The organism is Gammaproteobacteria bacterium, assembly GCA_035501935.1.
In the GTDB taxonomy this organism is placed as follows: Bacteria; Pseudomonadota; Gammaproteobacteria; order JAJPIJ01; family JAJPIJ01; genus JAJPIJ01.
Window position 1 is genome coordinate 124092 of record DATJVC010000025.1, and the last position, 21450, is coordinate 145541.

General features: G+C 61.0%; 20 protein-coding genes. 7 read left to right on the forward strand and 13 right to left on the reverse strand.

Annotated features, from left to right (window positions below):
• The first annotated feature begins 81 nt into the window (after positions 1-81).
• The 4 genes from VMH34_07250 (at position 82) to VMH34_07265 (ending at position 4900) form a co-directional block, all read left to right on the forward strand.
• Positions 82-1137: a GGDEF domain-containing protein gene (locus VMH34_07250; GenBank protein HTT08570.1), complete on the forward strand. Its 1056-nt coding sequence runs from the start codon at positions 82-84 to the stop codon at positions 1135-1137.
• 237 nt (positions 1138-1374) lie between these two features.
• Entirely contained in the window at positions 1375-2829 is a 1455-nt protein-coding gene (locus VMH34_07255; protein ID HTT08571.1) for an HlyD family secretion protein, read from the forward strand.
• 23 nt (positions 2830-2852) lie between these two features.
• The gene (locus VMH34_07260; GenBank protein ID HTT08572.1) at positions 2853-4433 is read left to right on the forward strand and encodes a DHA2 family efflux MFS transporter permease subunit; all 1581 of its coding nucleotides are present in this window, start codon (positions 2853-2855) and stop codon (positions 4431-4433) included.
• Positions 4434-4441: 8 nt separating this feature from the next.
• Positions 4442-4900: a hypothetical protein gene (locus VMH34_07265; protein ID HTT08573.1), complete on the forward strand. Its 459-nt coding sequence runs from the start codon at positions 4442-4444 to the stop codon at positions 4898-4900.
• Between the two features lie 52 nt (positions 4901-4952).
• Here the strand turns inward: VMH34_07265 and VMH34_07270 are convergent, their stop codons facing one another.
• The 12 genes from VMH34_07270 to VMH34_07325 form a co-directional block, all read right to left on the reverse strand.
• Positions 4953-6407, reverse strand: coding sequence for a hypothetical protein (locus VMH34_07270; GenBank protein ID HTT08574.1), 1455 nt, complete (start codon positions 6405-6407; stop codon positions 4953-4955).
• A gap of 38 nt (positions 6408-6445) precedes the next feature.
• Positions 6446-6889, reverse strand: coding sequence for a DUF2721 domain-containing protein (locus tag VMH34_07275; protein HTT08575.1), 444 nt, complete (start codon positions 6887-6889; stop codon positions 6446-6448).
• A gap of 4 nt (positions 6890-6893) precedes the next feature.
• Positions 6894-7922: an aldo/keto reductase gene (locus tag VMH34_07280; GenBank protein ID HTT08576.1), complete on the reverse strand. Its 1029-nt coding sequence runs from the start codon at positions 7920-7922 to the stop codon at positions 6894-6896.
• 30 nt (positions 7923-7952) lie between these two features.
• A complete protein-coding gene (gene folP / locus VMH34_07285) occupies positions 7953-8786 on the reverse strand; it encodes a dihydropteroate synthase (protein HTT08577.1) in 834 nt (277 codons plus the stop codon).
• Positions 8783-9736: a prolyl aminopeptidase gene (pip, locus tag VMH34_07290; protein ID HTT08578.1), complete on the reverse strand. Its 954-nt coding sequence runs from the start codon at positions 9734-9736 to the stop codon at positions 8783-8785. The genes folP and pip overlap by 4 nt, the downstream gene beginning before the upstream one ends.
• A gap of 144 nt (positions 9737-9880) precedes the next feature.
• Positions 9881-10762, reverse strand: a complete 882-nt coding sequence (locus VMH34_07295; protein ID HTT08579.1) for an SPOR domain-containing protein — start codon at positions 10760-10762, stop codon at positions 9881-9883.
• Positions 10763-10859: 97 nt separating this feature from the next.
• On the reverse strand, positions 10860-12068 hold the full coding sequence (locus tag VMH34_07300) for a tetratricopeptide repeat protein (protein ID HTT08580.1): 1209 nt from the start codon (positions 12066-12068) through the stop codon (positions 10860-10862).
• Positions 12069-12070: 2 nt separating this feature from the next.
• The gene (locus tag VMH34_07305) at positions 12071-12766 is read right to left on the reverse strand and encodes a TonB family protein (GenBank protein HTT08581.1); all 696 of its coding nucleotides are present in this window, start codon (positions 12764-12766) and stop codon (positions 12071-12073) included.
• Positions 12763-13146: a biopolymer transporter ExbD gene (locus VMH34_07310; GenBank protein ID HTT08582.1), complete on the reverse strand. Its 384-nt coding sequence runs from the start codon at positions 13144-13146 to the stop codon at positions 12763-12765. The genes VMH34_07305 and VMH34_07310 overlap by 4 nt, the downstream gene beginning before the upstream one ends.
• 43 nt (positions 13147-13189) lie before the next feature.
• A complete protein-coding gene (locus VMH34_07315; protein HTT08583.1) occupies positions 13190-13708 on the reverse strand; it encodes a MotA/TolQ/ExbB proton channel family protein in 519 nt (172 codons plus the stop codon).
• 8 nt (positions 13709-13716) lie between these two features.
• Positions 13717-15063 carry a MotA/TolQ/ExbB proton channel family protein gene (locus VMH34_07320; protein ID HTT08584.1) on the reverse strand — a complete coding sequence of 449 codons (1347 nt, stop codon included), beginning with the start codon at positions 15061-15063 and terminating at the stop codon, positions 13717-13719.
• Positions 15060-15836 (reverse strand): DUF3450 domain-containing protein, encoded by a 777-nt coding sequence (locus VMH34_07325; GenBank protein HTT08585.1) that lies wholly within the window; start codon positions 15834-15836, stop codon positions 15060-15062. The genes VMH34_07320 and VMH34_07325 overlap by 4 nt, the downstream gene beginning before the upstream one ends.
• Before the next feature lie 140 nt (positions 15837-15976).
• On the opposite strand from VMH34_07325, the gene VMH34_07330 reads away from it, so the two are divergent.
• From VMH34_07330 to VMH34_07340, 3 genes are all read left to right on the forward strand, one after another.
• Entirely contained in the window at positions 15977-17305 is a 1329-nt protein-coding gene (locus VMH34_07330) for an ATP-binding protein (GenBank protein HTT08586.1), read from the forward strand.
• A 6-nt stretch (positions 17306-17311) separates the two neighbouring features.
• Complete coding sequence (locus VMH34_07335; GenBank protein ID HTT08587.1) at positions 17312-17974, forward strand: response regulator transcription factor; 663 nt, start codon at positions 17312-17314, stop codon at positions 17972-17974.
• 121 nt (positions 17975-18095) lie between these two features.
• Positions 18096-20396 carry a TonB-dependent receptor gene (locus VMH34_07340; GenBank protein ID HTT08588.1) on the forward strand — a complete coding sequence of 767 codons (2301 nt, stop codon included), beginning with the start codon at positions 18096-18098 and terminating at the stop codon, positions 20394-20396.
• A gap of 75 nt (positions 20397-20471) precedes the next feature.
• Here the strand turns inward: VMH34_07340 and VMH34_07345 are convergent, their stop codons facing one another.
• Entirely contained in the window at positions 20472-21434 is a 963-nt protein-coding gene (locus VMH34_07345; protein ID HTT08589.1) for a PQQ-dependent catabolism-associated beta-propeller protein, read from the reverse strand.
• Between the last annotated feature and the right edge of the window lie 16 nt (positions 21435-21450).

The window sequence follows — 21450 nt, forward strand, 5'->3', positions numbered from 1 at the left end:
TCGCACCTGACACGTGAAACGAATGATGCGGAAATTCCGCAGAGAAGTCCTCTGATTAAAGATAAAAAGCAGGGTGCCGGCATGAGAAATGAAATCGACCTCATGACCGCGCAAATGCGATTCACAGACGAGGAAATGGCCCGTCGCAAGAAATTGCTGGGCTTCGGCCCCAAGGACATCAAGCTGCTGGTGAAGTGCGAACCGTGCATCCGCAAAAACGCCGGCCGCATCGTCGACCAATTCTACAAAATGCAGCTGTCGCACAAGGAGGTGGCCCGGATCATCGACAAACCCGACATCCTGCGGCGATTGAAGCGCGCCCAGCGCGCTTACATCCTCGCGCTCTTCGCGGGCCGCTATGACCGTGATTACGTGAACAACCGCCTGCGGATCGGTTTCGTGCACAAGCACGTGGGCGTGGAACCCAAACTCTACCTGGCGGCCGTCATCACCCTGCAATCCCTGCTGGCCCGGGCCATCCATGAGAATCAAGACGCCGCCGGCGCGGCACGCGCGGTCGAGGCGCTGGAGAAGGTGATCTTCTTCGACACCACGCTGATATTCGACACCTACATACGCGGCCTGGTCAGCGAAGTGGAAAGCACCCACCACGCGTTGAGGCACTACGCCCACGAACTGGAAGCCAAGACGCGCGAATTTGAGGAGTTGTCGAGGCGCGACAGCCTGACCAATCTGTACAACATGCGCTCGTTGTACGACTTCCTGAAACGCGACTTGAGCCTGGCGAAACGCAATCACCAGCCCCTCTCGGTCGGCTTCATGGACATAGACAATTTCAAGCGCATCAACGATGAGCGCGGACACGGCGGTGGCGATGAAGTTCTGAGACAAATGGCCCGCTCCATCACCGCAAACCTGCGGGAAGGCGACGTGGCCTGCCGTTACGGCGGTGATGAGTTCTGCGTCATCCTGCCCAATTGCGATGCCGCGGATGCCGAACAGGTGTTAAAACGCATCTCCGCGGATTTCACCCTGCAAGCGGGCAATGTGACCGTCAGCATCGGGATCATGCAGACCGGACCCGAGAGCTATCAGGATATTGACGACCTGCTGAATCAGGCCGACGTTAAAATGTACCGGGCCAAGAGAGGCGCCGGTTCGAAAATAAAAACATAGGGGTGCGTTGCGTGCGCAGGCCGGATTTATCCGCGGCCCGCCCAAATTTTTGGTCAAATCAGGCGGACTTCCACAGGAAATTCACCAAATTCCCCGGTGTCCGGAACGTTTTATCCCCATCACCCGGTATTAAGCATGGTCCACGCCTTCAACCAGTCGGCATTGCTTGTTTCCGCGTAATGTTTACATCATGGGACTGGCGATATAATCGGTTCGCACATCCACGACGCGACCACCATGCCAGAATCAGAGGCCATGACACCGGAACCCGCCGCGCCGTCGGCGGAGACCAGCCACGGTGCCCGGCCGCGTTGGCTGAGGCCCGTTGGGGCCGTGGTCGTCCTTTCCGCCCTGGCCGCGAGCCTGCTGGGCCTGGCCCGTTCATGGCACACGATCTCCACGGACGATGCCTACGTCAATGGCCATGTGACCTTCGTCGCCCCGCGCGTTGCCGGACAGGTCCAGCGCGTGCTGGTGGACGACAACAATCATGTGCATCAGGGAGACCTGCTCGTCCAGCTCGATCCCGAACCCTACCAGGTGCAGGTCCATGTCGCCGAGGCCGCCGTCGAGGCGGCGCAGGCGGATCTCGTCGCCGCCCAGGCCCAGACCCGTGGCATTGCCGGTGAAATGCGAAGCTTGCGTTTCAGTCTGGAGCACGCCATAGAAGATGTGGACAACCAGGTGGCGTTGCTGCGTTCAAAAATCGCGGTCATGCAGTCGCAGAAGGCCTCGTTGGCCAAGGCCCAGGCCGATTTTGATCGCGCGCAGCCGCTCACCAAAACCGGGGTCATGTCGAAACAGGAATTCGACGTTCACAAGGAAGCACTGGAAGTGGCGAAGGCGAAGCTGGAGGAGGCCCTGCAAGGCGTGTATCAGGTGCGTGCTGCACTCGGCCTGCCGGCGAAACCGGAATCGGGCGATGACCTCGCCCAGGTGCCCCCCGATCTGGACCAGACCTTTTCCTCGGTCCGGCAGGCGCAAATGAGCCTGGTAGAGGCGGCTGCGAAGATGGGCGTCACCGATTCATTCAGCAAATCCCCCAGGCAAATGGTCGCTGATTTCTACAAACGCGACCCGCAGGGCGACATCGATCGCATCTACGCGCAGCTGCTCAAGGACGCGCCGCCCATGAAGCAGGCCGAAGCCAAGCTGGCCGAGGCGCAGCGCAACCTGGACCAAGCCAGACTGAACCTGCGCTACTGCGACGTGACGGCGGAGATCGACGGCGTCGTCACGCGGCGCAACGTGAATCCCGGCAATAACGTCGTCGCCGGCCAGACCCTGATGGCGGTCCGCTCGCTCAAGGAAATCTGGGTCGATGCCAATTTCAAGGAGACCCAGCTGGGGGATTTGCGCATCGGCCAGCCGGTGGACCTGGACGTGGACATGTACGGCGGCCGGCAGCACTTCAAGGGCCGCGTCTCCGGCTTCACCATGGGCACGGGCTCGACGCTGGCACTGTTGCCCGCTGAAAACGCCACCGGCAATTTCGTCAAAGTGGTGCAGCGGCTGCCGGTACGCATTGACCTGCTGGATTACGACCCGGATAAACTGCCGCTGTTCATCGGCCTGTCCGTTACGCCTTATGTTCACACCCAGGAGGAACCGACCGGCCCGGATGCAGGCAGGATGTTGCAGTCCTACCCACCGTCGGCGCCCCCAACCGCCGTGCAGGAGACGCACCCATAACTTCCGCTGTAGCCGCGCTTCCTTTGGAACGCCGCGCGGTCAGTCCCTGGCTGGTCGCGGTGGCGGTGGTCATACCCACCTTCATGGAGGTGCTGGACACCACCATCGCCAACGTCGCGCTGCGCTACATCGCCGGCGGCCTGTCGTCACCGGCCAGCGACAGCGAGTGGGTCATCACCAGTTATCTGGCGGCCAACGCGATCATCCTGCCGATTTCCGGATGGCTGGGGAAGCGGCTGGGTCGCAGAAATTATTTCCTGCTGTCGATCGCCGTCTTCACCATCGCCTCCGCGCTGTGCGGCATGGCCGCGAGCCTTTCCATGCTGATCCTGTCCCGCATACTTCAGGGACTGGCAGGCGGCGGATTGCAGCCGTCGAGCCAGGGCATCCTGCTGGATGCGTTCCCGCAGGAGAAACAAGGAACGGCGATGACCATCTTCGGCATCGCGGCGTTGCTCGCGCCCGTGGTGGGTCCGACCTTGGGTGGTTACCTCACCGATAACGTCGGCTGGCGCTGGATCTTCTACATCAATGTGCCGATTGGATTGCTGGCCTTCCTTATGTGCCGCGCCACGGTGAAGGATCCGGACTACCTCAAGGCCGAGCGCGCCGGCATGCGTAAACGGCACCAGCCTTTCGATACGCTGGGCCTGTGCCTGCTGAGCGTAACCATGGTCTGCTGGGAGATCGTGCTGAGCAAGGGACAGGAATGGGACTGGCTGGGTGATCCGTTCTTCCGCGTGCAGACTCTCATGATCCTGTTCGCGCTCTGCCTGTCGGCGCTGATCCACCGCGAGATGCGGATAGCCGATCCGCTCATCAATTTCCGCACGCTGGCCGACGGCAACTTCCGCTCCTGTTGCATCATCATTTTCTGCGCCTATGGCCTGCTCTACGCCAACAGCACCACGCTCCCGGCGCTGCTGCAAACGCTGTTCGGCTACGACGCCACGACCTCGGGACTGGTGCTGTCGCCATCGGGCGTTTTCGCGGTTATCGTGATGGCCTGCGCCGGCGCGCTATTGGGACGCGGCACTGATGCGCGTTATTTGATGACGGCGGGGCTGCTCACCCTAGCCTTCGGAAACTTCTGGATGTCGCGGATGAATCTGGAAATCAGCCCGCAATACGTCGTCTGGCCGCGGGTGCTCGTGATCATGGGCCTGTCGATGATATTCGCCCCGCTGAACGTGGCCGCGTTCCTGCACATTCCCAAGGAAATGCGCGGCGCTGCCGTCGGCCTGCTCGCCCTTTTGCGCAACGAGGGCGGGAGCGTGGGTACTTCGGTCGCCCAGACCATACACGAGCGCCGCGAGCAATTCCACACGCTGCGGCTCAATGAACACCTTGATTCATTCAATCCGGCAGTCAACCAGCTCATCAACCAGGGCCAGACCTTCTTTCAGCAATACACTGCTGATACGCCCCAGTCGAAACAGATGACCCTGCAAGCGCTGGCAAATCTGCGGGACACGCAGGCTGCATCGCTTGCCTACTTCGACATCTTCGGTATTTCAGCCGTGCTGGCGGTGCTGCTGGTCCTCTTGATCCTGCCCATGACCCGCTCGGTGGCGGAAAAAGGCGCCCATACCGCCGCCGAATAACCCGAGCCATGCCCACGACCTGTCCAAAATGCGGCCATGTCCGATCGACCGCCGATAATGTCCCGGACTGGCAGTGTCCGAAATGCGGCATCGCCTACGCGAAATATCAGGCACGTCTGGAAGACGCGCCTGTAAATCCTCCGGTCACGGTCGAACAAAAAACGACGCGGAGATTGACGCTCAATGACGTCATCCTGATTTGCGTCGGGATCCTGCTGGTAATGCTGGTGATCCAGGGAATGCGGAAATCCATCTTCATCACCAATGTCCTGCTGCTGGTGCCCTTCTTCATGTGTATGGTGCCGGCGATCTCCAGCACCTTCGGTGATGGACTCTATTACTGGAACCGCAATCGGGCAACCTTCGATCTATACGATTCTGATGCGCACCCCATGTTGTTCAGATTACAGCAGGTGTTCTACTATATCTGCGCCGTCATCTTCGCCATATTCTTTTTCAAGTTCTAACGCGAGATCTTCATGGCGTGCCCCCTATCAATACCAGAAGGAACGTACCGCCCTAACCCTTGCCAGGAAACAGTGAAATATCCGGTGGCGGAATAAATTGATCGATGCGATCGCAGGCTTCCTTGTAGCCCAGGCTGCACGCGCGGAGGATGTATCTGTAGGCCCTGCGCTCGTTTGCTTCGACGCCCGTGCCATCCCGATACATCACCGCCATCTTGGCGCAGGCAAGCGGCTGGCCGTTGAGACATTCGGCATCCGTCAGGTCATGGAGATTCCGGCATCCATTCCTGAGCCCCCTTTTGCACGCCTGTTCCCAGAATGCGAAGCTGCGCCCGGGGTGCATTGCGCCGAGATGGTGTGTCGACAGAAGCCCGGCAAAGACCGCCATCCACACCCCCATGTAGGCCGCATTGCGTTGCTTCGGCGCGTACCCCACCAGCCACTCCGATAGCGACGCCAGCGGATGGCCGCGCGCCACACGGTCCAGCATGCGCACACTGAGATTCAAAAACGGGACCGGCAACAGCTTGTCATAAAACGGCGGCACATTCGTCACGTCGAGCAGCCAGAACAGGGCCATCACACTCGCGCCGTACAGGGCGCCGAATATCACCTTGCCGACATCGGTGCGCGGGGACGTGGCCGGATCGGTGACCAGGAGATGCATGCCGAGAAATACCGCAATCGGGATATCGGAGGTGAAAAAGAAATACACCCCCGTTGCCGCGTACCAGACAGCACCGAGCAGCAACAACGATATCGCCGCCGATACCGTCACCAGCGTCACTCCGAACAGATGCTGCACGATGAGCCCGACGAGGAAAATCCAAAGATAAATATGTTCCGGGTAGTTGAGCGTGTTGGCGATGTCGTTGCCCCAGCTGACGCCGGTATGGCGGGTGAAGATGAGAATGGTGGAGGCAATGAACAGCGATAAAGCCGACGGATTGAAAATATGCGCCGGGCGGCCATCCCGTCTCCACGTCACGAATTGTTTGCCCAGCACGCCAACCGCCACCATGACAAACTGCCATGCATACCAGTCGTCTTTGAACCAAAGAAACAGATTGGTACTGAAGATGATGGGGAAGGCCCCGAATCCCAGCTGCCAGTCCTTGCCGCGCAGCCAGGCGATAAGGGCCTCGAGAACGTACACAAACACGATTTGCGAAACAATAAGTACAAATTCTTCGTACACTGGGTGCCAATACCAGCCCCAGTAAATGAAAATGCTTGAATGAACCATCGCCTGGACATAGTGCGACGGTCGCAACAGCACACTGAATCTGGGGGTGCGGCGCCCGCTGAGGACGAGCGTGACCACAATGCCGTACAGCGCCGCCAGGATGGCGGTGATATCGGCAAACACGGCGGACAGTTCCGTGCTGCCGGCAATGCGTGGGAACAGTGTCAGTGATGCGAACAGCGCGATCAGCAGCGCCGGCACCCACAATATGTGTCGATCATCACCCGCGGATATTGGCAATGCAGCGGTGGCCGTGGTCATTGTTCGTGTGGTAACCAAGCGGGGGCTGGGGCCATTCATTACCTCTTGGGCACGGTCGGCAGGGTGCGGGTGGCGACGGCAACCTCCCGCAGGAAGCACAGCAGGCCGCCGATCAAGGCCAGCATGGCGGCGATGAAGAGTCCCGCGATGATGCTGGAGATATTGACGGTCAAAAAGGAATCGAGAAACAACACGGCGACCACGCTGCTGATGAGCAGCGCGCACAGCGTGCAGAGAATGATGGCCCAGTGCACCAGCCGCGCCCGCTGCGAGAGCCTCGCCAGCTCCACATGAAGCTGCGCTTTTCTATCTTCATCGGCCTCGGGCAAGGTGGACTCCAGCACGCGAAAGCGATCGACGATTCTCCCGAGGCGATTGGTGACGACGTTCAGCATGCCGGCCACGCCCGCCAGCAGGAACACCGGCGCCACGGAAAGCTGGATGACGTGGGAGATGGTGGAAACGGCGCTATCCGGCTGCATATGATTACACCGGCGGCGGATTGCGTTCGGTGAAGGTGGACCGCTGGTGCCAGTACGGATATGGCAGCGTGACCGCGCTCGCCGCATCGAGACGCGCCACATGATCGGCCGTCAGGTTCCAGCCGATCGCGCCCAGATTCTGCCGCAGTTGCTCCTCGTTGCGCGCGCCGATCACGACCGTGGACACGGTTGGCCGTTGCAACAGCCAGTTGAGGGCAATCTGCGGGATGGTCTTGCCGGTCTCCTTCGCGATCCCGTCCATCGCGTCAACGACCCGGAACAGGTACTCGTCGTCGACGTGCGGCCCGATGTCGGCGGTCTTGTGCAGGCGGCTGACCTTCGGCAGCGGCCGGCCGCGGCGGACCTTGCCGGTGAGCCGGCCCCAACCGAGCGGACTCCAGACCACCGCGCCCACGCCCTGATCGAGGCCGAGCGGCATCAGCTCCCACTCGTAGTCGCGGCCTATCAATGAGTAGTAGGTCTGGTTGGCGACGTAACGTGCGTAGCCGTAGCGCTCGGCGACGCCCAGCGATTTCATCAGGTGCCAGCCGGAGAAGTTGGAAACGCCGAGGTAGCGGATCTTGCCGGCGCGCACGAGGTCGTCCAGCGTGGACAGCGTTTCCTCGACCGGCGTCATGGCGTCAAAACCATGCAACTGGAAGAGATCGATGTAGTCGGTGCCCAGCCGCTTCAGCGCCCCTTCGCAAGCTGCGATCAGGTGATGGCGCGAGGAGCCGACTTCGTTCGACGCCTCGCCGGAGCGGAAAGTCGCCTTGGTCGAAATGAGCACGCGGTCGCGCCGGCCCTTGATGGCCTCGCCCAGGATCGATTCAGCGGCGCCGGCGGAATAGATGTCGGCGCTGTCGAACATCGTGAGCCCGGCATCGAGGCAGATATCGACCAGACGCCGCGCCCCGGCGACGTCGGTATTGCCCCAGGCGGCGAAGAGCTCGCCCTTGCCGCCGAAGGTGCCGGTACCGAAGCTCAGGATGGGGACCGTAAAACCGGAATTACCAAGCCGTCGATATTCCATGCGAACCTCCAGATTCCTGAAAACGCATTCTCATGATGCTGCGTGTAATGTGGCCCATGTTACATCAGCGGCCTGGCGGTTGGCCTTGACGTCATGGACGCGGAAGATGCGCACGCCGGCGACGACGCCGAGTGCGGTCGTGGCGCAGGTGGCGGCCACCAGATCGCACGGCTCCGCGCCGGCACAGATGGAACCCATGAACTTCTTCCGGCTGGCGCCGAGCAGGATCGGATGTCCGCTGGCGGTGAAACGATCGAGATGTTTCAGCAATGTCAGGTTGTGCTCCTTGGTTTTGCCGAAGCCGATGCCCGGATCGAGGATGATCATGTCCTTGGGCACGCCGCGCCGTTTCGCCTCGGCCGCCCGCTCCAGCAAAATAATCCTCACTTCCTCGACCACGTTGCCGTAGCGCGGATTGTCCTGCATGGTCTCCGGCGTTCCCTGCATGTGCATGAGCACGATGGGCGCATGCCGCGCGGCGGCCAGCTCCAGCATCCCCGGCTCCGCGCCCGCCTCTATGTCGTTAATCATGCTGGCACCGGCCTCCAGCGCCGTCTGCGCGACTTCGGGCAGGGTGGTGTCGATGCTGACGATCATCGACGGCAGTTCCCTGCGGATGCTGCGGATGATTTCCTGCGTGCGATTGATTTGCTCGTGCGCGCCCACGCGCTCCGCGCCCGGACGGGTGGACTCGCCGCCCACGTCGATGATGTCCGCGCCCTCCACCGCCATCCGCCGCGCCTGTGCCAGCGCGCTGTCCGGCGAGGCAAAGCTTCCGCCATCCGAAAAACTGTCCGGCGTAACGTTGAGTATGCCCATGATCAATGGGCGGGGGTCGCGCAGCCGCTCGGGCAGTATCGTCACAATGCCGCCGCAAGTTTGTCGGTGGCCGTGACCAGCGCGTCGATCACCGGCGGTTCACTGGCGAGGTGGCCGGCGTCGCGCAGGATGACCAGTTCGGAATGCGGCAGCACCCGGTGCAGCGACCACGATGCCTCCACCGTGCAGGTGAGGTCGGCGCGGCCGTGGATCAGCGTTGTCTGCACGCGCGGAAGTTTGTTCGCATCGCGCAGGATCTGATTGGGCTCAATGAAGTAGCGATGCCGCGCATAGTGGCTTTCAATCAGCACGTCGTTCAGCATGCGCTGCTCGTCCTCCGGCGTCTTCGGCAGGGTCGGCCCTTCCGGCAGGCGATAGGTCACGACCCGCCCCGTCCATTCCGTCCAGGCACGCGCCGCTGCCAGCCGCACGGCGGGGTCATTGCTGCGCACGCGCCGGTAGCAGGTTTCGATCATGTCGGACTGTCCGTCCGGCGGGAAGGCGCGCATCACCTCCTGCCAGTAGTCCGGAAAAATCAGATTGAGGCCGTTCTTGAAAAACCAGTCCATATCCGCCTGCCTCGCAAGAAAGGTTCCGCGCAGGATCATTGCCAGCACGCGATCCGGATGCGTCTGCGCGTAGATGAGCGCCAGCGTGGAACCCCAGGAGCCGCCGAACAACACCCAGCGGCCTATGCCCAGATGAGTGCGTATGCGCTCCAGATCGACCACTAGATCGTGGGTGGTGTTGGCTTCCGTGCGGCCCTGCGGCCTTGAACGGCCGCACCCGCGCTGATCGAAAAGTACGATGCGATAGCGCGCCGGATCGAAGAACTGGCGGTGATAGGCCTTGCAGCCCGAACCGGGACCGCCATGCAGGAATACGACCGGGATCCCCTCCGGCGTGCCACACTCCTCGACGTATAAAACGTGCTCGTCGTCCACGGGCAACGAATAGACCCGCGGATCCGCGATCTCCGGGTACAACGTGCGCATTCCCCTTCCCCCCATTCAATCCGCAAAGGCCCGCGTGAGCGGGCCGTTGCGTGATTATAAACGGAAAAATCCCCCGCGCTTTTGCGCCGCCCCCTCGATAAAGGGGGCCGGCAGGGGCGAAGCGTCCGGCGGGGGGATTTCGATTTACTGCGGGGTATTCTCGATGATTTCGATATGGGTGAAATGGAAGGCTTCCTTCAACTGGCCGGCCACGTGCTCCGCATCGGGCCGTGTGGCGAAGCCCGGCATCACGACTTCGCGCCAGTCTGCGCCGCCGCGACGGCGTGGCTGCGCGGCCGAGGTGTAACCGGCTTCCGTCAATTGCCTGACGATGGCCTCTGCCGAGGCCGCATATCGATATTGCGCCACGCGCAACGCGTAATGACCGCCGGCGAGCAAGATGCCCTGACCTTTCTGCAACTCGGTCTCTTGCGCCCATCGCTTCAGGTCATCCGGATTGACCGGACCGATCGGCAACGCCGGCTGCCCCCTGGGCGCCATGAACAGGCTCATCGGAGCGGACATGGTCTGCTCCGGCTCGCCCTCGCGCTGGATGGTGATTTTACCTTCGAGCAGCACGGCGAAGTCCCGATCCGGCTGGGCCTTGCCCCAGACGTCCGTGCCGCGTATGCCGATGGTGATCGTGGCGATGCGGGCGGTAATGTCGCGCTGGCGGTGCTTGCCCAGTGCGGAGGTGGTAAAGCGGAACGCGCCCTTCAAAACCTCCAGCACGCCCTTGTATATGCCCTGCGCATCCGCAGGCGGTTGCAACGTGCCCAACTGCAGATCGGCGTTTTCGCCCAGCTTGACGTGGCTGCCTTCCTCGAGCGACAGCAGAACGCGCGCGCCGGCGCCGGTGTGCAGCTGATCGCTGCCCTTCAACTCCATGCCGGGTCGCAGAGCTGAGCGCGCACCATCACGCTCCAGCCAGGCCGGCATCTGCAATCCTTCGACCACCGCCGCGGGCGCCGCCAATAATATTGACGGCAGCAGGGCCAAAACCACAAACATCAACCACCGGCGCATATTCCCCCTCCGTTTCACTTTCAGAGATGACTGGATGCCTTAGATACGCAGGCAGAATACGACCGGTGCTATTGAAGACGCCAATCCGTGAAGCCCGTCACATCGGGGCGTGTTTGTCTTCGTCATTGCCCGCGGTGCGCAGCTTGTCCAGCCACCACTGCGCCTGCTCGCGGCTGCTTTTGTCCTTTAGCGCCTGACTCAAGGCGTGCTCGGCCGCAGCCTGATCCCGGATATGCACGGCGGCGATACCCCACTGTAGGTAAGCCGTCCCTGATTCTTTCAAGCCGGGCAGGCGCGTCGCCTCCCGGAACATCTCCGCGGCCTTCGGCCACTGTTCCAGATCGAAATAAATCTGCCCCAGACGGAAACAGGCTTCTGCATCGGCATTGATCGCGATCAGTTTTTGCAGCGCCTCCGCCGCCTTGGCCTTTTCCTGCGCCAGCAGCCAGCTGTCCGCCAGCAGATTCAGTCGTTCGGCATTCTGCGTCAAATGACCTGCATTCATTGCCTGCTCCAGCAGCGTGGCGGCACGCTGTGGCAGTTGCTGCGCCAGGTACAGCCGCGCGAGATTTTCGATGCCCGCCTCATCGAGTCCGCCGCGCGCGTGCAGCAGTTCCAACGTTACCACCGCCTTGCCGTCCTGCCCGGCCTGCTGGTACGCCGCCGCCAGTTGCAGCCAGTAATCGTTTTTGTCGGGGAAGAGGCGGGCCAGCTGTTCCAGCACACGCGCCGCGGCGGTGTAGTCCTTGAGCTGGATATGGCAGGCCGCCAGCAGTTGAAGCCATTGTTCGCCGGCGTTTCCCGTATCCTTGGCCAGCGATTCGGCGTGCGGGATCGCCGATTTGCAATCGCCGGCATGGTAGTACCCAACCGCCGCCAGCGCGTGGGCATTCTGCGGCGGCGCGGGCTCCGTCTTGAGCCACGTCTCCAGGTAATTGAGTCCGTCGCGATACTTGCCATCGTGGATCAGGATTTGCGCCAGATTGTAATCAAGGTCATGGGTCGCGGCCGCCGGCAACGCATTGCGCTGCAAGGCCTCCCTGAAGGCCTGCGCGGCGCCGGAGTAATCCTCCGCCGCGCTGTAGGCGTAGCCCAGCACCTGATAGCTCACCGCGGCGTCATAGGACTTGTCCTGAATCGAAGGCAGCAGCGCCTTGATCTTGTCGATGGCGGCGGCGGACTTCTTCTCCTTGATCAGGCCTTGCGCCTCAATGAGCACGTCATGGGTATTCTGCGACAGCGCCGGCTTGTCCTCCGCGGCCAGCGCGGCGACACCCCAAAGCAACAAAAAAACTGCCCAACGCATCGCTAACGCCCGCGCAGCGTGAATTTGACGACCTGGCGGGCGCGGCGTTCGACCGGCCTGCCGTCCACCACCTTCGGATTGAACTTCCATTTCAATATGGCATTCAGCACCGCTTCATTGAAAACCTCCGGCGGGTCGGCGGTCACCACGCGTGGATCCTTGACGCCACCGTCGGTGGTAATGGTGAATTCGACGGTGACGCTGCCCTCGATGCCGGCGCGCTGGGCGCGCGGCGGATACAAGGGCGGCGAACGGTAGGTGGGCACGGCGGTGACGTCGATCTCCGGCGCGCCCGTCGCCGGCGCTATTGCGGCGGCCGGCTGCTCAACGGGCACCGCCGGTACTCCGGCTGCGCCGATCTGCGGCACGCCTGTGATCTGCAGCGGAATGTCGCTCAAGGCGGGCTGCGGGACTTGCAACGCCGGCGCGGTCGGCGGCGCCAGCTTTTGCGCAGCGCTTTGCGGCGGCGGTGGAGGCTCTTTGGGCGGTGGACGGTCGGGCAGTTTCTGCGGCCGCGTTACGGACAATGGTTCCGGCGCGCGCTCCAGCCGGATGAATTCGATCTGGCTGATGTCGTCCTGCAGCTTGTGCGCCGGGCGGCCACCGCCAACCATGTGGATGACGAACAGAAACAGCAACGCGTTGACGGCAATCGCCAGCAGTACGCTCAAGGGATAGCGTGCGCCGACGAAATTCAACGCGTCGTCTCCGGCTTGGTTGCGGCGATGGATACGTTGACCACGCCCGCCAGCCGCACTTGATCCAGCACCTGCACGGTCGAGCCCGTGCTGGCGTCGCGATCAGCGAGGATAATCACCGCCCCTTCCGGATTCTCGGCGTGCAGGCGCTCGATCTGCGGCCTCACCATGCGGATGTCCAGCCGCCGCTTCTCCATCCAGATTTCGCCGGTCTTGCTGATGGCGATGATGATGTTGTCCTTGTCCTTGCGCGTCACCGTCTGGGCGTTGGGGCGGTTGATCTCTATGCCGGACTCCTTGACGAAGGAGGCGGTGGCCACAAAGAAGATCAGCAGAAACACCATGACGTCCACCATCGGCGTCACGTTGATGCGGGCCATCGTGTCCTGATGCTGTAGATGTCTGCGCCTCACGGTCATTTCCTCAGACTGTGGGCAGGGATTGCTCTGCTTCGTGCGCCGCAGTACGGCTGCGCCGTTGCAAATGCAGGCTGAAATAAAGCCCCGAGAGGGCGGTCAGCAGTCCCGCCAAAGTGGTGAAAAGCGCCTGCGAGATGCCGGCGGTGAGGCCGCGGGCATTGCCGGTGCCGAAGACCCGCAACACTTCGAAACTGGTCACCATGCCGGTCACGGTGCCGAGCAGGCCCAGGAGCGGCAGCACCGTGGTCAGGCTGCGGATGAGGACCAAATGACGCCGCAGCAGCACAGTCAATTCCGAGAGCATCTGCTCGCGGATGCGATGGGCGTGCCAGGAACGATGATCCGCGCGCGCGCGCCACGTCCTGATCATGGCCCGTAAATGCCATGGATAAATCCGATGCAAGAAGTAGTAACGCTCGATGATCAAGGTCCACATCAGCGTCGAAGCGATGAGAATGGCCCACACCACCGGCCCGCCGCGATCCATGAAGCGCAGGAATTGTTCGTAATAAGTCAACAGCATGTTCACGGTCAGCCCCGGCCCTGCTCCGCCACACGGGCGACGATGCCCGCGCTCTGCTCGTCAAGCACCTGGATGAGTTGTTCGCTGCGTCCCCGCAGCACACTGTGTATCAAAAGACAGGGTATGGCGACGCTCATGCCGATGACCGTGGTGACCAGTGCCTCGGAAATGCCGCCGGCCACGACCTTGGCGTCGCCGGCGCCGAACAGGCTCAGCGCCTGAAAGGTCGAGATCATGCCACTCACCGTGCCGAGCAACCCCAGCAGCGGCGACGCCTCGGCGATGATCACGAGCGCCCCCAGCCCGCGCTGCAGGGCCGGGAGTTCACGCAGGATGGCCTCCTCCAGTTGCAGGCCCAGCGCCTCCACGTCCAGCTTCTGATGATCGAAATACACCTTCATCACGCGGCCCAGCGGATTGTCCGGATTGGGTCGGGGATTTTTCAACTGACGATCGATGCCCCGCTGTATCCGGGACAGCACCACAAAACGCTGCGCCGCGATCACCAGCGCGAGCAGGCCAAGCCCGATGGTGAACATACCTATCGCGCGGCCCTGCTGGATGCGCTGCCAGAAACTGGGGGCCTGCGCCAGAAGTGCCAGCATGGCGCCGCGCGTGGGATCGAAGGCAACCGCCGTCAGCCCCTCCTTGCTCTGCTCCAGATTGCGGGCCATGTGCTGATAGATCGACTCCGGCTGTTCGACGGGCGCGACCAGGCGCTGAATGTCGTTGGCATAGCGGAGGAAGTGGCCGTCCTCGGTCGCATTGAACACGCCAATCCGCGTCACCGTGCGTTCCTCCTCCTTGCCGTTGACGCCGATGACCTTGGCCTTGAAGCGCACGACCTTGCCGGACTCAACGATTTCCTGCAACAGCAGTTGCCAGAGTTTTTCGATTTCCTCGATGGTGGGCAATTCCTCCGATCGAGCCAGCTTGGCCGGCAGTTCGTCGCGTCCCGGAAATTGCGCGGATACGAGCGAGCCGTCGAGCAGCGATTTGATGTCTCCCGCCACCTGCCGCACCACGCCCTGTAATTCCCCCAGTTCGCCCATGGCGGTCTTGAGTGCCTCGCGCTGCTGGGCAATGGCCTGTTCGTTCTTGTCGTAAGCCGCCTTGAGCGCAGTGCCCCGCGCTTCCTCGGCGGCAAGCGCGGCCTTGGCCTGTTCCAACAGGGCCTGCTGCTGATCGCGCTGTTTCAGGAAACTCTGCTCGCGCTCGGCATCCTCCTGCCGCTGCGCGTTATGCTGTTGCAGCACCATTTGCAGCAGCTCGTCCAGACTGCGCGGCGCCGGTGGCGTCTGTGCCTGTGCCAGCAACGGCAGCAATGCCAGCAGCAGCGGGATCGCGCGGCTCATGGCGCGCCCTCCGGAGGCGGCAGCGGGATTTTGATCAGATCCGGCGTGATTTCCTTGCGCGCGATGCGCAGGCCCTGCGCGATGGAATCACGGTATTCACCGGGCAATGGCTGCAACTTTTTGCTGATAGGGTCCCAGTAACCCGCCTCGCTGCCGTCGAGCGTGACATAAAACAACGCCACGCGGCCGACGCGCAGAAAATTCACCGTGCGATCTTTTTCGTCCTCTTTCAGATCTTGATCCAGCGCACTGGTGTAGGCCTCGATGGTGCGCCCGTATTCGGCCTCGACCTGATAGGCCTCCATCACCCGGCGGTATTTTTCCGGCAGGCTGACATCCGGCCGGTCGAGCAGTGCCTGCAGGCTTTGCAGCCGTGCCTCGCGTTCGGATTTCAAGAATGGCGTGTCGAGTTTGACGAAGCTGTCCAGCGTATCGACCATCTTCTTCAGCAACGGCACGATTTGCTGCTGGATGACCTGCGCGCTCGCGGCCTGTCGCGTCAGTGATTCCAATTCGTGCTGCTGCTCCCTGCCCAGGCGTTCGATTTGATCGTTGTAAGCATGCAGGTCGTCGGTCCTCGCCAGGATCTGGCGGTACTCATTCAGCGCGGCATCGGCCTGGCCGGCGAGCGAGTCGATGTGCTGCTGGACCTGGGCGGCTTCCTTGTTCTGCTGCACGGCGGCATCAAGCGCGGCTTCGCCATCCACGGCGCCGAGCGTGGTTGAAGACAGCAGCGCCGCTGCCAGCACCAGACCTTGATGGGATTTCTTCATGGTTTATCCCGGGAAATATTCCCGATATTTGTTATTCATTCCGCTTTGCGTGCAAGACGCAGCACCATATCGAAAATTCAAAAAGCGTGGCATGGTATGCGTAGACAACCTCATGTTCAAGTCACCGGGGAAATGAATCTGTGAGCCTGCGTTTTCGTTTGAATCTGCTTATCACGCTAAGTTTCGTGATCATGCTGTTCACTGGAACGGCCCTCATCATCCAGAATGCCCGCAGTTCGGTCGCCGAGGAGACACAATCCACCGCCCAGCTCACCATGCGGTTGCTGGAAGTGGCCTTCACCAACATTCCACCAAGCATCGATCCGCTGCAACAAATCCTCGTTCATCTCGGTCAGTTCGAGAAAACGCGGCATCTGCACATTGACTTTGTGTCCCCGAATGGCGCCATGGACGTGGGGCTGCCACAGGCACAAACCCATCACGAGTTCGGGGCGCCGGACTGGTTCGTGCGTCTGGTCGCACCGCCACCGCTGCAACTGGAGCGCACGGTCATACGTTCCGGCGGTGATGTAACACGGATCATCATTTCCGCCGATCCGGCGGATGAAATCCGCGAGGTCTGGCGGGCGGCGCGCACCCTCTTCGGTCTGCTGTTTATCCTCTGCCTGCTCTCGAACGGCCTGGTATACATTTTTCTTGGACGCGCGCTCAAGCCCATCGACGGCATCCTGCGCGCGATCGGCGACGTCGAGCGCGGCGATTTCCGCGCCCGCCTGCCCGACACCGGCCTGCCGGAACTGGACGTGATCGCGCGCAAGTTCAATCTCATGGCCGGAGGACTCGAGCGCAGCCGCGAGCAAAACCGCCTGCTCACGCAGAAGTCGCTGGCCATCCAGGAACAGGAGCGGCGTTACCTGGCTCAGGAACTGCACGATGAACTGGGACAATCCATCAGCGCCATCAAGGCGCTCGCCGTATCCATACTACAGGCGGGTGACAATACTCGACGGGCGAACGACAGCGCCCGCACCATCACCGAGGTCTCACAACGCATCTATGACACCGTACGGGGGTTGATGAGCCGGCTGCGGCCGGTGATACTCGATGAATTGGGTCTGCTGCCGGCGCTGCAAAATCTGGTGGATGACTGGAATGAGCATCACGGTGACGCCTTCTGCCGGCTTGATGTGTCTGGTGAACTTCCCGCGCTCAAAGAGGATGTCAAAATCAACCTGTACCGCATCGTGCAGGAGGCGTTGACGAATGTGGCCAAACATGCGCGCGCGGGCGAAGTCGCCGTCACGCTGAATTCCTGTCCTGTCCGAGAAGGCGACGGTCTGGAGCTGCAAATCAAGGACAACGGCATCGGCATGCCCGAAGCAGTGACGGGAGGGCTGGGCTTGCGCGGCATGCGGGAGCGCGCGGAGGCACTTGGCGGAACATTCGAATTGCACAATGCGCCGGAAGGCGGCGTTCGTGTGCGAATACGGATCCCCATGACGGGATAACATTGAATGATCGATCCTGACGACGGCAACAATAAAAAAATCCGGGTGCTGCTGGTGGACGATCACGCCGTGGTTCGCGCCGGTTACTCCGCGCTGTTGAAAAACACCGACTGCATCGAGGTCGTGGCCGAGGCGGAAAACGGCAACTCGGCGATAAAGATTTTCACCGATGTGCATCCGGACGTGGTCATCATGGATCTGTCGCTGCCCGGTATCGGCGGTCTGGATGCCATGCGCCGCATCCTGGCCCGCGATCCCCACGCCCGCATCCTGGTGTTCAGCATGCACGAGGATATCGCCTTCGTGGAGCAGGCGCTGCAGGCCGGCGCGTGTGGTTACATCACCAAGAGCAGCGCGCCGCACGTCCTTGTGGAGGCGGTGCGGCGCATCGCCGCGGGAGACATCTACATGGATGGAGAAATCGCGCAGCGCATGGCCTTTCAGAAGGTCCGCGGCCGCGACACCCCGTTCGCCCACCTGTCCACGCGCGAATTCGAGATCTTCTGCCTCCTTGCCGAGGGCCTGAGCGCGCAGGACATCTCCAGGCGTCTTTCGCTGAGCTACAAAACGGTGGCCAATTACAGCACGCAGATCAGGAACAAGCTCAATGTCGACACCAATGCGGAACTCACCCGTCTCGCCATACGCCATGGCCTGGTGAAGGCCTGATCGGGAAAATTTCCCTGTATATGACGGGAAACAACTTACTGAATCGCGTTTGATATTACTGCACAATTACTGCCGTTGGTTCCTTAAATAAGCTGTCATCAATTTCCTGGGGGAGCGCTTTATGAAGCGAAGGTCTGCTGTTTTGCCTGTGGCGTGCCTCACGACATCGCTGCTGGGGATGGGCGTACAGGCGGCCGCGGAAGAACCCGCGCCGGAAACCCTGCAGGAAGTCGAGGTCATTGGCGTCACGCCCACCCATGGCGTGGGCCTGCCGAAAGAGCAAATACCGGTCAACGTCCAGTCCGCGACCAGCACGGACTTGGAAAGAGCGCAGAGCATGGACCTGGCGCGCTATCTCAACACCAACCTTGGCAGCGTCAACATCAACGAAGTCACGGGCAACCCTTTGCAACCTGACGTGCAATTCCGTGGATTCACCTCCTCGCCGCTGTTGGGCACGCCACAGGGACTGGCGGTGTACGTGGACGGCGTTCGCGTCAATGAGGTCTTCGGCGACATCGTCAATTGGGATCTCATACCGGATTCGATCATTTCCAGCATCAATTTGATCGGCGGCGCCAATCCCCTGTTTGGCCAGAACACGCTGGGCGGCGCGTTGTCCATACAGACCAAGAACGGGTTCACCGATCCGGGGATCAGCAATGAAGTTTCCGGTGGTTCGTTCGGCCGCGTCACCAATTCATTCGAGGCCGGCGGCAACAATGGCACGCTGGGTTATTTCCTGAATGTGCGCTATTTCGACGAGGACGGCTGGCGCAAGGCCTCGCCCTCCAATGCAGTCAATGTCTATGGCAGCGTGGGCTGGCATACTTCCGGGAACACGCTGGATTTGCACGTTTACAGTGGCGACACCTCGCTCACCGGTTTGCAACCCATTCCCGTGCAACAACTGGCGCAGGATCGCAGAGCCTTCTTCACCGCCACGGACAACACCGGGAACACCCTGGCAATGGTGAATCTGGAAGGGGCGCACTGGTTCAACGAAAAAACGGAAGTGTCCGGCAACGTCTATTACCGTTCGGTCGACACCAATGGTTTCAATAGCAATGTCGCGCCGTTTACGTCGGACGGCGCCGGCTTCCTGGTGGACGACGATGGCAATCCCGTGCTCGACCAGAATGGCGCCCCGGTACCCGACACCTTTAATGCCAGCAACGTCATTACAAAAACACAACAGCAAAGCTACGGCGGCGCGCTGCAATTCACTTTTTTGCAATCGCTGTTCCAGCGCGGCAATCAATTCATCGCCGGCGCCGCCTGGAACCAGGGGTTGGTTGATTTCAATTCAAAGTCGCAGGCCGCGCAACTGTTGCCCACGCTTTTCACCACCACGGACGCCAACATCTTCTTTCCCATTCAGGCTTCGGGCTTGAGCGGCCGCAGCCGCACCGTCTCGGGCTATTTCACCGACACGCTGTCGCTCACCGACAAACTCAATCTGACCGTCTCCGGCCGTTACAACAACACCCACATCGTATTGGCCGACGCGTTGGGCACCGACCCTCAAATCAACGGACAGCACGATTTCACACGTTTCAATCCGGCTGCAGGACTGACATGGCAGGCCCTGCCGGCGCTAAACGTGTACGGCGGCTACAGCGAGTCCTCGCGTGCGCCCACGCAGGTGGAATTGGAATGCGCGGATTCCACCGCGCCCTGCCTGCTGCCCAACAGCTTCCTTTCCGACCCGCCGCTGAAACAAGTGGTTGCCAAAAGTTTCGAAGGCGGTCTGCGCGGTAAATTAATGAATGCCGTGGATTGGAACGTCGACGCATTCAGCACCACCAACGGCAACGATATCATCTTCCAGACCACCGGGGGGGCCAATGCGAGCCAGGGGTTCTTCTCCAATGTCGGCGACACGCAACGTCAGGGCATGGAACTCAATCTGAGCGGCAAATACCGGCAACTGCGTTGGTTTGCCAATTACAGCTTTGTCGAAGCGACCTTTGAAACACCGTTCATCGCCAGCAGCCCATTCAACCCCAAGGCACAGGACTTGAATGGCGATGGCGTCGCCGCCGAAATTCAGGTCAAGCGCGGTGATCGGATTCCCGGAATACCTGAACATTCGCTCAAGCTGGGGGGCGATTACTCATTCACACCGCAACTCACGCTGGGCGCGGACTTGATATACAACTCCAATCAGTTTCTGCGTGGCGACGAGGCCAACCTGTTGAGTCCCATCGATGGTTACGCGATCGTCAATCTCCGCGGTCAGTATGAATTCAACAAACACCTGACCGTCTTCGCGGACATCGAGAATCTGTTCGACACCGATTACGAAAACTTCGGCATTCTGGGTGATCCGACCCCGGTTTTCCCCAGTTTCACCAACCCGCGTTTTCTGAGTCCTGGTGCGCCACGCGGTGGGTGGGTTGGCATTAAGATTAGCTTATAACCCACTAATAAATGATATATTTATTTTATAAGCTAAAGTTATTTCTCAACCCTCTTTAACAAGGAGCCAAAAGCGTCAGTTGAGGACGATGACGCCCCAAGGGCCCTTGCCTACCTCGACATTGGTAATGACTTCGCCCTTGGCGGTGTCGATCACGGACACGGTGTTATTGGCGCCATTGGTGGTGTACAACCGGCTGCCATCGCGATTCAGCGCCAGTCCCCATACCCGCGGTCCGACCGGGATTTCCCCCTTGACTTGCAACGTGTCCGCATCGAGCACGAAGACCTTGTTGGCGCGGCCGCCGGCCACGTACAGCAGTTTTTGATCACGACTCAACAGCACGTCCTTGGGCTTGGCCTCCTTCTCACCGGTATTGCCGGTCCGGTCCACCTTGAGCGTGCTCATATCCACGCGCTTGATCTCGCCCCCCACTTCAGTGGAGGCATAGGCGTATTTGCCATCCGCTGAAAATGTGACCGAACGCGGCCGGGCGCCCACCAGGATGTTGGCGATAATTTTATGCTCCGGCACGGCAATGACGTGCAGCATGTTGGTGGACTCGCTGGTCACGATCACGCGGGTGCCGTCGGGCGAGACCGCGACACCTTCCGGTTCGAGGCCCACCGGCACCAGCGCCTTGCGTTTGCCGGTCTTGGGGTCATAGACGGCGGCCTTGCCGTCATTCTCCATGGAGATGTACATCGTCCCGTTGGGATGGACGGCAAACGCCTCCGGATCGGGGCCGGAACTGAATTTACGGACGACCTTCATCTTTTGGGCATCGATCACCGCGATTTTGCCTTCATCCCCCAGCGCCACGTAAACCCACTTGCCGTCCGGGGACTTGCCGATGCCACGCGGCCGCTTGCCCACGGCGATGGTGTTCTCCACCTGATTGGTGGCGGCGTTGATTACGGATATGGAATTGCCATTTTCATTGCTGACCCATACCTGGCCCGCCGGCTCCGCTGCCGCGGCGAACAGCGGCCACGCCAGTATTATCGTCATCACGCAACGCATCACCTGCTTTTTCATTCGCGCTCCTCTCAAA